Source organism: Sphingomonas phyllosphaerae, from assembly GCA_036946405.1.
Lineage (GTDB): Bacteria > Pseudomonadota > Alphaproteobacteria > Sphingomonadales > Sphingomonadaceae > Sphingomonas > Sphingomonas phyllosphaerae_D.
Genome location: JAQIJC010000001.1, coordinates 1,060,932 through 1,074,461, shown reverse-complemented (window position 1 = coordinate 1,074,461; position 13,530 = coordinate 1,060,932). Strand labels below are relative to the sequence as shown.

General features: G+C 68.7%; 13 protein-coding genes and 1 pseudogene. 7 read left to right on the top strand and 7 right to left on the bottom strand.

Translation table 11 applies throughout. From position 1 onward, the window contains the following. Positions 1–43: 43 nt before the first annotated feature. From atpD to PGN12_04985, 4 genes are all read right to left on the bottom strand, one after another. Positions 44–1,522, bottom strand: coding sequence for a F0F1 ATP synthase subunit beta (gene atpD, locus PGN12_05000; protein MEH3103244.1), 1,479 nt, complete (start codon positions 1,520–1,522; stop codon positions 44–46). A gap of 90 nt (positions 1,523–1,612) precedes the next feature. Further along, positions 1,613–2,482: a F0F1 ATP synthase subunit gamma gene (locus tag PGN12_04995; protein MEH3103243.1), complete on the bottom strand. Its 870-nt coding sequence runs from the start codon at positions 2,480–2,482 to the stop codon at positions 1,613–1,615. A 138-nt stretch (positions 2,483–2,620) separates the two neighbouring features. After that, positions 2,621–4,150, bottom strand: a complete 1,530-nt coding sequence (atpA, locus tag PGN12_04990) for a F0F1 ATP synthase subunit alpha (GenBank protein ID MEH3103242.1) — start codon at positions 4,148–4,150, stop codon at positions 2,621–2,623. Between the two features lie 4 nt (positions 4,151–4,154). Further along, a complete protein-coding gene (locus PGN12_04985; protein ID MEH3103241.1) occupies positions 4,155–4,745 on the bottom strand; it encodes a F0F1 ATP synthase subunit delta in 591 nt (196 codons plus the stop codon). Between the two features lie 184 nt (positions 4,746–4,929). Here PGN12_04985 and PGN12_04980 point away from each other — a divergent pair. The 4 genes and pseudogenes from PGN12_04980 (at position 4,930) to PGN12_04965 (ending at position 9,000) form a co-directional block, all read left to right on the top strand. Further along, a pseudogene (locus PGN12_04980) lies at positions 4,930–5,607 on the top strand (helix-turn-helix domain-containing protein). A 207-nt stretch (positions 5,608–5,814) separates the two neighbouring features. Beyond that, on the top strand, positions 5,815–7,341 hold the full coding sequence (locus tag PGN12_04975; GenBank protein MEH3103240.1) for a CpaF family protein: 1,527 nt from the start codon (positions 5,815–5,817) through the stop codon (positions 7,339–7,341). Positions 7,342–7,504: 163 nt separating this feature from the next. Continuing rightward, entirely contained in the window at positions 7,505–8,686 is a 1,182-nt protein-coding gene (locus tag PGN12_04970; protein ID MEH3103239.1) for an aspartyl protease family protein, read from the top strand. A 74-nt stretch (positions 8,687–8,760) separates the two neighbouring features. After that, positions 8,761–9,000, top strand: a complete 240-nt coding sequence (locus tag PGN12_04965) for a hypothetical protein (GenBank protein MEH3103238.1) — start codon at positions 8,761–8,763, stop codon at positions 8,998–9,000. A 24-nt stretch (positions 9,001–9,024) separates the two neighbouring features. Here PGN12_04965 and PGN12_04960 read toward each other — a convergent pair whose 3' ends face one another. Continuing rightward, positions 9,025–9,210, bottom strand: coding sequence for a hypothetical protein (locus PGN12_04960; protein ID MEH3103237.1), 186 nt, complete (start codon positions 9,208–9,210; stop codon positions 9,025–9,027). A 163-nt stretch (positions 9,211–9,373) separates the two neighbouring features. Beyond that, on the bottom strand, positions 9,374–9,568 hold the full coding sequence (locus PGN12_04955; GenBank protein MEH3103236.1) for a hypothetical protein: 195 nt from the start codon (positions 9,566–9,568) through the stop codon (positions 9,374–9,376). A 47-nt stretch (positions 9,569–9,615) separates the two neighbouring features. Between PGN12_04955 and PGN12_04950 the strand changes: the two genes are divergently transcribed. Then, a complete protein-coding gene (locus tag PGN12_04950; protein MEH3103235.1) occupies positions 9,616–10,404 on the top strand; it encodes a methyltransferase domain-containing protein in 789 nt (262 codons plus the stop codon). A gap of 332 nt (positions 10,405–10,736) precedes the next feature. Next, a complete protein-coding gene (locus tag PGN12_04945) occupies positions 10,737–11,708 on the top strand; it encodes an IS110 family transposase (protein ID MEH3103234.1) in 972 nt (323 codons plus the stop codon). A gap of 140 nt (positions 11,709–11,848) precedes the next feature. On the opposite strand, the gene phaR is transcribed toward PGN12_04945, so the two are convergent. Next, positions 11,849–12,397 carry a polyhydroxyalkanoate synthesis repressor PhaR gene (gene phaR / locus PGN12_04940; GenBank protein MEH3103233.1) on the bottom strand — a complete coding sequence of 183 codons (549 nt, stop codon included), beginning with the start codon at positions 12,395–12,397 and terminating at the stop codon, positions 11,849–11,851. Positions 12,398–12,411: 14 nt separating this feature from the next. On the opposite strand from phaR, the gene PGN12_04935 reads away from it, so the two are divergent. Beyond that, the gene (locus PGN12_04935; protein ID MEH3103232.1) at positions 12,412–13,491 is read left to right on the top strand and encodes an alpha/beta hydrolase; all 1,080 of its coding nucleotides are present in this window, start codon (positions 12,412–12,414) and stop codon (positions 13,489–13,491) included. Positions 13,492–13,530 lie beyond the last annotated feature (39 nt).

Sequence of the window (13,530 nt, the reverse complement as noted above, 5' to 3'; positions counted from 1 at the left end):
CCCTCACCCAACCCTCTCCCCGTCGGGGAGAGGGCTTATAGCGTCACGCCTCCTTGGCCATCTTCTCGGCCTTGGCGATCGCCTCGTCGATGCCGCCGACCATGTAGAAGGCCGCTTCCGGCAGGTGATCGTACTCGCCGTTCACCACCGCCTTGAAGCTGCGGATCGTGTCTTCGAGCTGGACGAACTTGCCGGGGATGTTGGTGAACACCTCGGCGACGTGGAACGGCTGGCTGAGGAAGCGCTGGATCTTGCGCGCGCGGCTGACGGTCAGCTTGTCCTCTTCGGACAGCTCGTCCATCCCGAGGATCGCAATGATGTCCTGCAGCGACTTGTACTTCTGCAGCGTCGCCTGCACCGCACGCGCGGTCTCGTAGTGATCCTGACCGACGGTGCGCGGCTCCAGCACGCGGCTGGTCGAATCGAGCGGATCGACCGCCGGATAGATGCCCAGCTCCGAGATCGCGCGATTGAGCACGGTCGTCGCGTCAAGGTGCGCGAACGAGGTCGCCGGCGCCGGGTCGGTCAGATCGTCCGCGGGGACATAGACGGCCTGCACCGAGGTGATCGAGCCCTTGTTGGTCGAGGTGATCCGCTCCTGCAGCGCACCCATGTCGGTCGACAGCGTCGGCTGATAGCCCACCGCCGACGGGATACGACCCAGCAGCGCCGACACTTCCGCGCCCGCCTGCGTGAAGCGGAAGATGTTGTCGACGAAGAACAGCACGTCCTGCCCTTCCTGGTCGCGGAAATATTCCGCGATCGCCAGACCCGACAGCGCGACACGCGCACGCGCGCCCGGCGGCTCGTTCATCTGGCCATAGACCAGCGCGACCTTCGAACCCTCGCTGACCGCATTGCCCTCGGCATCCTTGGCGATAACGCCCGCGTCGAGGAATTCGTGGTACAGGTCGTTGCCCTCGCGGGTCCGCTCGCCGACGCCCGCGAACACCGAGGTGCCGCCATGGCCCTTCGCGATGTTGTTGATCAGCTCCTGGATCAGCACGGTCTTGCCGACGCCCGCGCCGCCGAACAGGCCGATCTTGCCGCCCTTCGCGTACGGCGCGAGCAGGTCGATGACCTTGATACCCGTCACCAGGATCGCGCTTTCGGTCGACTGGTCGACGAAGTCCGGCGCCTTGGCGTGGATCGGCGCGCGCAGGTCGGTCGCGATCGGACCGCGCTCGTCGATCGGCTCGCCGACGACGTTCATGATGCGGCCGAGCGTCGCCGGGCCGACCGGCATCAGGATCTGCGCGCCGGTGTCGGTGACGGTCTGGCCGCGGGTCAGCCCCTCGGTCGAGTCCATCGCGATCGTGCGGACGGTGTTCTCGCCGAGATGCTGCGCGACCTCGAGCACCAGCCGGACGCCGTTGTTCTCGGTCTCCAGCGCCGACAGGATCGCCGGCAGCTGCTGGTCGAACTGCACGTCGACCACCGCGCCGATCACCTGGCTGATGCGGCCGGTGTTGTTGGTCTGGCCCGTAAGGTGAGTCGGGCGATCCTCTAGGACGGTGGCCATTGTCTTACCTCTTCGTCGCCCCGGCAACGGCGGGGGTTTCTGTCTGCTTTAACATACGGCATCCCTCGTGAAGAGGGACGGTGACGTAACTTACAGTGCCTCGGCGCCCGAGATGATCTCGACCAGCTCGGTCGTGATCGCCGCCTGACGCGCGCGGTTGTACTGGATGCTCAGCCGCTTGATCATGTCGCCGGCGTTGCGGGTCGCATTGTCCATCGCGGTCATGCGGCTGCCCTGCTCCGAGGCGGCATTTTCCAGCAACGCGCGGAAGATCTGGATCGCGACGTTGCGCGGCAGCAGATCGTCGAGGATCGCCTCCTCGCTCGGCTCATACTCCACCGTCGCGTCCGACGCCTTGGCGTCCTTTACTTGCGGGATCGCGACCGGGATGATCTGCGCGCCGATCGGCTCCTGCACCAGCGCCGACTGGAAGCGCGCGTAGAACAAATGCGCGACGTCGAATTCGCCGGCCTTGAAGCGCGCGATCAGATCGTCAGCGATCTCCTTGGCGGCGTCGAAGCTCGCGGTCTTCATCTCCGACAGGTCATGGTCGGCGACGATCCCGGTCGGGTAGAAGCGCTTCATCACGCGCCCCTTCTTGCCGGCGATGTAGAAGCGCACGGTCTTGCCCGCGGCCTCCAGCTCCTCGGCCTTGCGGCGCGCGGCGCGGACGATGTTGGTGTTGAACGCGCCCGCGAGACCGCGCTCAGAGGTCGCGACGACCAGCAGATGCACCTGGTCCTTGCCGGTGCCCGCCAGCAGCGGCGACGCGCCGACGCCGACCGTCCGCGCGAGGCTGGCGACGACGCCCTCCAGCCGCTCGGCATAGGGACGCCCCGCGACCGCCGCCTCCTGCGCACGGCGCAGCTTGGCGGCGGCGACCATCTTCATCGCCTTGGTGATCTTCTGCGTCGACTTCACCGAGCCGATGCGGATCTTGAGGGCCTTCAAACTTGCCATTTGGGTCCTTCTTCTCCCTCTCCCCTTCTGGGGAGAGGGTCGGGGTGAGGGGCCGAGGCCTCGCAGAGAGGGCCGCCTCGGTGAGACACCGACCCCTCACCCAACCCTCTCCCCACAGGGGAGAGGGCTAAATGCCTTTTACGCGAACGTCTTCGCGAACTGCCCGAGCGCTTCCTTCAGCTTGGCCTCGGTGTCCTTGCCCAGCTCGCGGCTGTCGCGGATCGCGGTCAGCACGTCGGCGTGATCGGCGCGCATGTAGCTCAGCATCGCCGCTTCGTAGCGGTTGACGTCCGCCACCGGCACGTTGTCGATGAAGCCGTTGGTGCCCGCGTAGATCGAGACGGTCTGCTCCTCGAACGGCATCGGGCTGAACTGCGGCTGCTTGAGCAGCTCGGTCAGCCGCGCGCCGCGGTTGAGCAGCTTCTGCGTCGAGGCGTCGAGGTCCGAGCCGAACTGCGCGAACGCCGCCATCTCCCGATACTGCGCCAGCTCGAGCTTGATCGAGCCCGACACCTTCTTCATCGCCTTGGTCTGCGCGGCGCCGCCGACGCGGCTGACCGACAGGCCGACGTTGATCGCCGGACGGATGCCCGCGAAGAACAGATCGGTCTCGAGGAAGATCTGACCGTCGGTGATCGAGATCACGTTGGTCGGGATATAGGCCGACACGTCGCCCGCCTGCGTCTCGATGATCGGCAGCGCGGTCAGCGAACCCGAGCCGTTCGCCTCGTTCATCTTCGCCGCGCGCTCCAGCAGGCGCGAGTGGAGATAGAAGACGTCGCCCGGATAGGCTTCGCGGCCCGGCGGACGGCGCAGCAGCAGCGACATCTGACGATAGGCGACCGCCTGCTTCGACAGATCGTCGAACACGATCACCGCATGCATCCCGTTGTCACGGAAATATTCGCCCATCGCGGTGCCGGTGTAGGGCGCGAGGAACTGCAGCGGCGCGGGGTCCGACGCGGTCGCGGCGACGACGATGGAATATTCCATCGCGCCATTCTCTTCGAGCGTCCGGACGAGCTGCGCGACCGTCGAACGCTTCTGGCCGACCGCGACATAGACGCAGTACAGCTTCTTCGATTCGTCGGTGCCGGCGTTCGCCTGCTTCTGGTTGATGAAGGTGTCGATCGCGATCGCCGACTTGCCGGTCTGGCGGTCGCCGATGATCAGCTCGCGCTGGCCACGGCCGACCGGCACCAGCGCGTCGATCGCCTTCAGCCCGGTCTGCACCGGCTCGTGCACCGACTTGCGCGGGATGATGCCCGGCGCCTTGACCTCGACGCGGCTGCGCTGGTCGGACACGATCGGGCCCTTGCCGTCGATCGGATTGCCGAGCCCGTCGACCACGCGACCGAGCAGCCCCTTGCCGACCGGCACGTCCACGATCGTGCCGGTACGCTTGACGGTGTCGCCCTCGCGGATCTCGGCGTCCGAGCCGAAGATCACGACGCCGACGTTATCGGCCTCAAGGTTGAGCGCCATGCCCTGCACGCCATTGGCGAACTCGACCATCTCGCCCGCCTGGACGTTGTCGAGCCCGTAGATGCGCGCGATGCCGTCACCGACGCTGAGCACCTGCCCGGTTTCCGAGACCTGTGCCTCGGTGCCGAAGTTGGCGATCTGGTCCTTGATGACGCGGGAGATTTCTGCGGCGCGAATGTCCATCAACTCAGCCTTTCATCGCGCTGGCAAGCGCATTCAAACGGGTGCGGATCGACGAATCGATCATCTGGGAACCGATGCGGACGACCAGGCCGCCCAGGATTTGCGGGTCGACCGCCAGGTCGACCGACACCTCGCGGCCGACGCGGCGGCGCAGCTGCTGCTTCAGCTCGTCGACCTGCTCGGCGGTCAGCGGGTGCGCGCTGGTGACCTCGGCGGTGGTCTCGCCGCGATGCTGCGCGGCCATCACGCGGAAGGCGCGAATGATCTTCGGCAGCGCCGACAGGCGGCGATTCTCCGCCAGCACGCCCAGGAAGCTGCGCGTCGTCGCATCGACCCCGAGCTGGTCGGCGGCGGCAAGCACCGCCTTGACCGCCTCGCCGCGCGCGATGACCGGCGACGCGGTCAGCGTCCTGAAATCGTCCGACGCGGCCAGCGCGTCGCGCACCGCCGTCAGGCTTTGTTCGACGCGATCGACCGCACGGGCCTCCACCGCCAGATCGAACAGCGCGCTCGCATACCGGCCGCCGAGGCCGGCCTGAATGCTGCTGCCCTGATTACCGCTGGAACTCTCCACGCGATCCACTTTCCTCGTCATGACCCAAGGGTGCCCACCCATGCGAACGGATGGCGCACATCGGGTGCGCCTCGCTTGGGTACGGCGCGCGTAGCAAAGGGTCCGCCGCGATGCAACCGGAGTGAAACCTTTGCGATGTCAGTACAGCGGCTTTGAACGCAAGCCACGGGATGCGTCCCGTACCGCATGGGCGTAGAGCGGCATCATGAGCGCGACGATCGACCCCGATACCGCATGGGACGCCTTCGCCCGGCGGGATCGCGCCTTCGACGGGCGCTTCGTGGTCGCGGTCCACAGCACGCATATCTATTGCAAGCCGAGCTGCGCCGCACGGCGCCCGCGCCGCGAAAACGTCACCTTCCTCCCCGACGCCGCGACGGCGCGGGCGGCCGGCTATCGCGCCTGCCGCCGCTGCCTGCCCGATTCGGTGGCGCGCGATCGACAGGCGGTCGTCGCCGCCGCCGCGCTGCTCGGCGGCGACGCCACGCCGTCACTGGCCGTCCTGGCCGCGTCGGTCGGTTACGCCCCGCATCATTTCCACCGGCTCTTCCATCGGCTGACCGGCGTCACCCCCGCCGCCTTCGCGCGCACGATCCGCGCCGACCGCATCCTCGCGGCGCTGTGCGGCAGCGACGGTGTGACCGCCGCGATTTACGCCGCGGGCTATGCGGCGCCGAGCCGCTTCTACGCCGATGCCGCGCGACTCGGCATGACGCCACAGGCGGCGGCGGCGGGCGGTGCGGGCGAGACGATCCGCTGGACGCTTGCTTCGAGCCCGCTCGGGTCGCTGCTGCTCGCCGCCACCGCGCGCGGCTGGTGCCGGTTCGCGTTCGACGAGTCCGAGGCCGGGCTTCGCAGCGCCTTTCCGGCCGCCACGCTGATCGCGAACGATCTGACGCTGCGCGCCCGCGCCGACGCGCTCGTCCTGCAAGCGGCCGCGACCGCCAGCGACGCCGCGCTGCCGCGCGCGCTCCGCCGCACCGCGTTCCGCACCCTCCTCCATTCCCATGCAACACCGATTGGTTAGCCAATTCGAAAGGCTTGCGCGGTAGCGATCGTCATTGAGACACTTCGAGGACGATCAGGGTCGATGAACGCGTTCGGACGCCGCAACGGCGGCATGGGTAGCGGCGGCAACAGCGGCGGGGTCCGGGGCGGTTTCGGCGTCGCGCGCCCGATGCACGTCCAGCCCGGTCAGGCTGCGCGCGACGAGCAGGCCGAAGAGATCGCCGCGCCGCTCGACGCGCTCGCCGCGCTCGATCCGCTGACCCCGCAGAGCCAGGTCGATGCGATGCAGCGGCTCTCGGATCGGCAGAACGCCACCGGCGAGCCGGGCGCGAGCCGCATGGAAGGATTCGAGGCGTCGATCCACAAGATCAAGGAGCAGGTGCTGCCGCGCCTACTGGAGCGCGTCGACCCGGAGGCCGCCGCGACGCTCGGCAAGGACGAGCTAGCCGAGGAATTCCGCCCGATCATCGGCGAGGTGCTCGCCGAGCTGAAGCTGACGCTCAACCGCCGCGAACAGTTCGCGCTCGAAAAGGTGCTGGTCGACGAATTGCTCGGGCTTGGCCCTCTCGAAGAGCTGCTTGCCGACGCCGAGATCAGCGACATCATGGTCAACGGTCCCGACCAGACCTTCGTCGAGCGCAAGGGCAAGCTGGAGATGGCGCAGATCCAGTTCCGCGACGAGGAGCATCTGTTCCAGATCGCGCAGCGCATCTGCAACTCGGTCGGCCGCCGCGTCGACCAGACCACCCCGCTCGCCGACGCGCGCCTGAAGGACGGCAGCCGCGTCAACGTCATCGTCCCCCCGCTTTCGCTGCGCGGCACCGCGATCTCGATCCGCAAATTCTCCGCCAAGCCGATCACGCTCGACATGATGGCCGGCTTCGGCAGCATGAGCACGAAGATGGCAACCGCGCTGAAGGTCGCGGGCGCGTCGCGGTTCAACATCGTCATCTCGGGCGGCACCGGCTCGGGCAAGACGACGATGCTCAATGCGCTGTCGAAGATGATCGACCCCGGCGAGCGCGTGCTGACGATCGAGGACGCCGCCGAGTTGCGCCTGCAACAGCCGCACTGGCTGCCGCTCGAAACCCGCCCCGCCAATCTCGAGGGTCAGGGCGAGATCAGCATCCGCGATCTCGTCAAGAACGCGCTGCGTATGCGCCCGGATCGCATCATCCTCGGCGAAATCCGTGGCAGCGAGTGTTTCGACATGCTCGCGGCGATGAACACCGGCCACGACGGCTCGATGTGCACGCTCCACTCCAACTCCCCGCGCGAGGCGCTGGCGCGGATGGAGAACATGGTGATGATGTCGGACATCAAGGTGCCCAAGGAAGCGATCAGCCGCCAGATCGCCGACAGCGTCGACATGATCATCCAGGTCAAGCGCCTGCGCGACGGCAGCCGCCGCGTCACCAACGTCACCGAGGTGATCGGGATGGAAGGGCCGGTGATCGTCACGCAGGAACTATTCAAGTTCGAATATCTCGACGAGAGCGCCGACGGAAAGATCATCGGCGAATATCGCTCGATGGGCCTGCGCCCGTACACGATCGACAAGGCCAAGCAGTTCGGCTTCGATCAGGCGTATCTGGAGGCGTGTCTCTAGCGTCTCCCCCCCCCCCCCGTCATTCCCGCGAAGGCGGGAATCCAGAACCTCTGACCTTGCCCCGCTATCGATAGCGTCGCGCGTCTGGATCCCCGCCTCCGCGGGGATGACGGTTGCGCGCACCCCGACGTGACACGCCCGCGCGATTCGCTACACCGTCCGCGTGCCGATCCTGTCGCTCCTGCCGCTCGCACTCGCCGCCGCGCCGTTGCCCGAGCCCCGCGCCGCGTGGGTCGGTCGCTCGACGCTCGCCGCCGATGCCGAGGGCCGCTGGATCCCCTTCGACCTCACCCCCGGCAACCAGATCCGCTTCACCATGGCGGTCGACGGCCGCCCCGTCACCGCGATCCTCGATACCGGGGTCAGCTATTCGGTCCTCGCGCGCCGCTTCGCCGAGGCCTATCGCCTCCCGGTCCGCGCCGAGGGCCGCGCGACCGTGATCGGCGGCAGCGTCGCGATCGGCCGGGTCGAGACGCGCGCGGTCGCGATCGGCGCGGTGACACGGCGCGGCGGCAGCCTCGCGGTCGCCGACCTCCCCGCCGCCGCGACCGGCAGCGCGCTGGCGGTCGACCTGCTCGTCGGGCGTGACCTCACCGCCCCCTATGCGCTCGACATCGACTATCAGGCGCGCCGCTTCCGCCTGCTGCGCAGCGGCACGCGACCGTTCGCCGGCGTCACCGCGCCGCTGTCGATCGCGCCCGAGCGGATGGTCTATGTCAGCGCGATCGGTGCGGCGGGCGCGACGCTGGCGCCGATGGTGGTCGACACCGGCGACGGTTCGGCGATCACGCTCGGCCCGGCGGCTTGGGCGACCGCGCGCGCTGCCGCCGGTCCGGTGACCACCACCGTCTCGTTCGGGCTGGCCGGTGCGGTGGTCAGCGACATGGCGATCGTCCCCGCGCTGCGCATCGGCGACGCGATCGCGCGCGATGTCGAGGTGCGCGTCGAGCCCGCCGGCGGCTTCTCCGACACGATCGGCGTCGCGGGCCGGATCGGCTCGGGCTTCCTCCAGCGTTACCGCGTGCTGCTCGACCCTACCGCCGGGCGGATGCTGCTCGGCACCACCCCGCAGACCGACGCCCCGACCGTGCGCTCGACCAGCGGCCTCCTGCTCGCATTGACCGGCGAACGGCTGCGCGTCCTGCATGTGATGCGCGGCAGTCCCGCCGCCGGCGATGGCTGGCAGGCGGGCGATACGATCTGCGCGGTCGATGGCACGCGCGTCGACGCCAGCTACGCCCGCAGCCCGCTGGCGGGCTGGCCGGCCGCCGCTGCCGGGCGCGTCGTTACGCTCGACGATTGCGCCGGCCGCCGTCGCACGCTGACCCTGCGACGTTTCTATTGACCCGGATCGTATAGAAGGCGGTATCGACCCGCGGTTCCGATCGTTAGCGTCCCAGCACGAGCAAAAGGGTCGCGATGCCGAGTTTCACCATCATCTTCGCCGGGCGCGAATCCGAGCGCGTCACGATCGAGTGTGCAGACCTGCCCGCGGCCCGCAACCACGCCGTCCAGCAGCTTGGCCGCTACCTCGCCGACCATCCGCATTACGCCGAGGAAGGACATTGGCGGGTGACGATCGAGGACGACATGGGCCGCGCCGCCGCGACCGTGATCGTCGCGACCGTCACGCCGCGACACAGCGCCTTGCCCGACTGACGCGTCGACGCCCGCCCGCCGATATCAGCGCAGCCGCCCGCCCTCGTCGGCGCGCGGCTCGCTCATCCGCTGCTGTCCCCGCGCGCGCGCGGCGCTGCGCACCAGTTCCTCGCTCAGCCGCATCGCCGCCTCGGCCGTCAGATTGTAGCTCGCGCCGCACCGCGACAGCACCGTGACCACGCCGTCATCGGCACTGACGTTCGGCGCCATCGTACAAATATCTGGCTTCATGCTTGCACCTGTCGTGACGGGTGAAGGCTGCCGAACCGATCTGGTGACGCGAACCTGAGCCAGGGCAAAGGAAATACGTCGCGACATGCGCCTTCGATCCCGAGAAAAACCCGGTGTGGCAAAGGTGGTTCCCGTTTCTCTTTCAACCCTTTAGCAGAACCCAGCCCGCAATCGCCGCCACGATCAGCGCGATCACCTGCACCAGCGTCCAGTCGACCCAGCCGATCGCATCGGGATTCGCACGCCCGCGACGACGATGATCGCGCCAGCCGGCAAGCACCGCGACGCAGAGCGCCGCGACCGCAACGACATACAGCAGGTCTTGCGCATCGCTCATCGCCGCGTCAGCCTCCGGCGCATCCATTCGCGGAGAGGTTTACGTCCATGCATCGTCTCGCTCCCGTCCTGCTGCTCGCCTTACCCGCCATGGCGGCCGCCGCGCCGCGCGTGCCCGCGCCGATCGCCGCCGCGGTCGCCGCACCGACGCGCACGCCGGCCAATATCGTGCGCGACCGGTATCGCCATCCCGCCGAAACGCTCGCCTTCCTCGGGGTGAAGCCGACCGACACCGTGGTCGAGGTCTGGCCGGGCGCCGGCTGGTACACCGAAATCCTCGCCCCGCTCACCGCGGCACGCGGACGTTACTATGTCGCCGGGCCGTGGGAGAAGGGGCTGAACGGTGTCCGCGGGCTCCAGAGCAAGGACGCCACCACGTATGGCAAGGTGCAGCTCGCCGCGCTTCCCGCACAGGCAGGTCAGCCGACCGTGCCCGATGGCAGCGCCGATGTCGTGCTCACCTTCCGCAACGTCCACAACTGGCGGTTCGGCGGCGAGGATCAGGCGCGGCAGATGTTCGCGGCGATGTACCGGATGCTCAAGCCCGGCGGCACGCTCGGCGTCGTCGAGCATCGCCTTCCCGAAGCGCGCGATTCCGCAGCGGAGGAAAAGAGCGGCTATATGAAGCCGAGCAGCGTGATCGGCTTCGCGACCGCCGCCGGCTTCAAGCTGGCGGGCAAGTCGGAGGTCAACGCCAACCCGAAGGACACCGCCGACTGGTCTGGCGGGGTCTGGACGCTCCCGCCCAGCTATGCGCTCAAGGATGTCGACCGCGCGAAATATGCCGCGATCGGCGAAAGCGACCGCATGACGCTCAAGTTCGTCAAGCCGAAGTAAGCGTCGTCGCCCCGGACTTGATTCAGGGCGCCTCTGTCATTGCGAGCGTAGCGAAGCAATCCAGGGCGTCCTGATCCGGCTCTGGATTGCTTCGCTACGCTCGCAATTGTCTGTTGGAGATGACGTAGGGGGGTGGTGTCCTGCATGAGCGGGATGCCCGGCATCAGGTGGCCACCTGATGCCGGGCGCGGGCAACCGGGCCGTCTCGCAATAGGGCTTTTCGCCCGTCGTCATCCCGGTCGGTTGCCCGCTTCCCGTCACGCCTGGTGAGTTGCAGGGGCCGCTCGACGACGCCCGCAGACAATCGCAGGCTATCGCCGAGGATAACCGTCATGACCCGCTCCGCCAACCCCGCCACTGACGCCGCCGCCACCACGCCGACCGGGTTCGTCGGCTGCGACGTCGGCAAGGCCGGCATCGCCGTCTTCGACAGCGTCACCGGCCGCGCCACCACCATCGCCAACACGCCGCTTGCGCTCGACGCCTTTGCCGCCGCGCTGCCGCCCGGGCGCCTGCTGGTCTGCGAGGCGACCGGCGGCTACGAGGCCGCGCTGCTCGCGGCGGCGTCACGCGCCGGCCATGCCATCCACCGTGCCGATGCCCGCCGCGTCAAGGCGTTCATCCGCTCGCTGGGAACGCTGGCCAAGACCGATGCGCTCGATGCCCGTGCGCTCGCGCGCTACGGGCAGGAGCGCCACGAGCGCCTCGACCGCTGGCACCCGCGCGATGAACACCGCCAGGAGCTCGCGACGCTGGTCAACACCCGCAGCGATCTCGTCCGTGCCCGCACCGCGTGCACCAACCGCCTCAAGGCCCCCGGCGCCGGCCCGGTCGCCGCCGAGCTGCGCGCGCTGGTCGCCGCGCACGACCAGGCCATCGCCGCGCTCGAGGCCCGGATCGAGGCGCTGCTCGCCGGCTGCGCATCACTCGCCCGCACCGCCAGCGTCCTGCGCACCATCCCCGGCATCGGCGCGACCACCGCCGCGGCGCTCATCGCCCTCCTGCCCGAACTCGGCACGCTCGGACGGCGCCAGATCGCCAGCCTCGCCGGCCTTGCACCCCATCCCCGCCAAAGCGGCACCGTCGATGGCTATCGCCGCACCCGCGGCGGCCGCCCGGAGGTCAGGCGCGTCACCTTCATGGCTGCCCTCTCCGCCGTCCGCTTCGCGCCCGACATCAAGGCCTTCTACCAGCGCCTCCGTGACAGCGGCAAAAAACCCATCGTCGCCCTAACCGCCGCCATGCGAAAACTCATCACCATCGCCAACGCTAAAATCCGCGATGATGCCGCGCAACTGAGTTGATGACGGATGAGAAATTTCAACGGATGTAGTCTGCCCACCCCCACCGTTCGTGCTGAGCCTGTCGAAGCACGGGCCCCGTGAACGCCCTTCGACAAGCTAAGGGCGAACGATGCGGGCAAGATGGAAGCGACCGCCCCCGCTCAATCCCCCAGCTTGTCGACCTTGTCGCGCAACTGCGCCAGTTCCGCCTTGAGCGCCGCGATCTCGCCGTCCTTGCCGCTCGCCGCCACCGGGGCCGGCGCGACCGGCGGCTTGAACGCCTGCGCCGCGGCTTCGAACATCTCGAGGTTGCGCTTGGCGATCTCCGCAAACGGCGACCCCGCGAACGCTCCCTCGACCGCGGTCTTGAACTGCGCCTGGTTGCGGCGGAAGCTGTCCATCGACGCGTCCAGATAGTCCGGCACCATCGCCTGCATCGAGTCGCCGTACAGCGCGATCAACTGGCGCAGGAAGTTGACCGGCAGCATCGTCTGGCCGCGGCTCTCCGCCTCCATGATGATCTGCGTCAGGACGTTGTGCGTGATATCCTCGTCGGTCTTGGCGTCCACGACCTTGAATTCACGACCTTCGCGCGTCATCGCCGCGAGATGTTCCAGCGTGATATAAGAGGAGCTTTCGGTATTGTAGAGCCGGCGATTGGCGTATTTCTTGATGACGACGACGCCGTCGGTACCATGCTGCTTCTTCATCCCGCGAGATCCCCGTGACCGAACCCGTTCGTGGTATTGCACATAATGTCGCGCTGCAACACGCTGGATACGGTCCGCGACCGCTCCCGCTGTTCCTCGACATGCTGCGCCGCGAAACCGCAACATCGCCGCAACGTGCCGCCGCGGCGCTCGCCGGCCTGCGCCGCTATCAGGAAGCCCGGCGCAAGCCGCGGCGGATGCGGCCGGTCCGGTATCGCAGCGGCGCCGCCCGGCTGCGCGACGGTGCGCGCGGCAGCGATGGCGTGCCGGTGGTGCTGGTGCCGTCGCTCATCAACCCGCCATGGGTCCTCGATCTCGCGCCCGGCCGCTCGCTCGTCGCGCATCTCGCCGCGGCTGGCTTCCACCCATGGCTGGTCGACTGGGGCACACCCCGCGCGCAGGACGCCGCGCTCGACCTCGCCGGCCATGTGACGCGGCGATTGCTGCCGTTGCTGGGGCGGCTCGACAGACCGGCGCTGCTGGTCGGCTATTGCCTCGGCGGCACGCTCGCGCTCGCCGCCGCTGCCGCCGCCGCGCCGGGGCGCGTCGCCGGGGTCGCGACGATCGCCGCCCCATGGCGGTTCGCCGGCTATGGCGACGCGGCACGCGCGTCGCTCGCCGCGCTCTGGGCACAGGTCGCGCCGGGCGCGCGCGCGCTTGGCGTGCTGCCGATGGAGGTACTCCAAACCGCCTTCTGGCAGCTCGATCCCGCGCGGACGATCGCCAAATACGCCGCCTTTGCGACGATGGCCGCAGACCGCGCCGCCGACTTCGTCCAGCTCGAGGATTGGGCGAACGGCGGCGCGCCGCTCACCTATGCCGCCGGCGCCGACCTGTTCGAGACATTGCTCGCCGAGGATCGTCCGGGGCGCGGCGATTGGCACGTCGGCGGTCGCGCGATCGACCCGCACGCGCTGCCCTGCCCCGCCACCGAATTCGTCTCGCTCACCGACCGCATCACCCCCGCCGCCACCGCGATCGGGCTCGCCGCGCGCCGCGACCTCGCGGCCGGGCATGTCGGGATGATGGTCGGCGGCCGCGCGCGGACGTTGCTCTACGATCCGCTCACCGACTGGCTGCGGACGGCGGCGTGAAGGATCCGCAATCCCATAAGGCAGACCGTCACCCCGGCG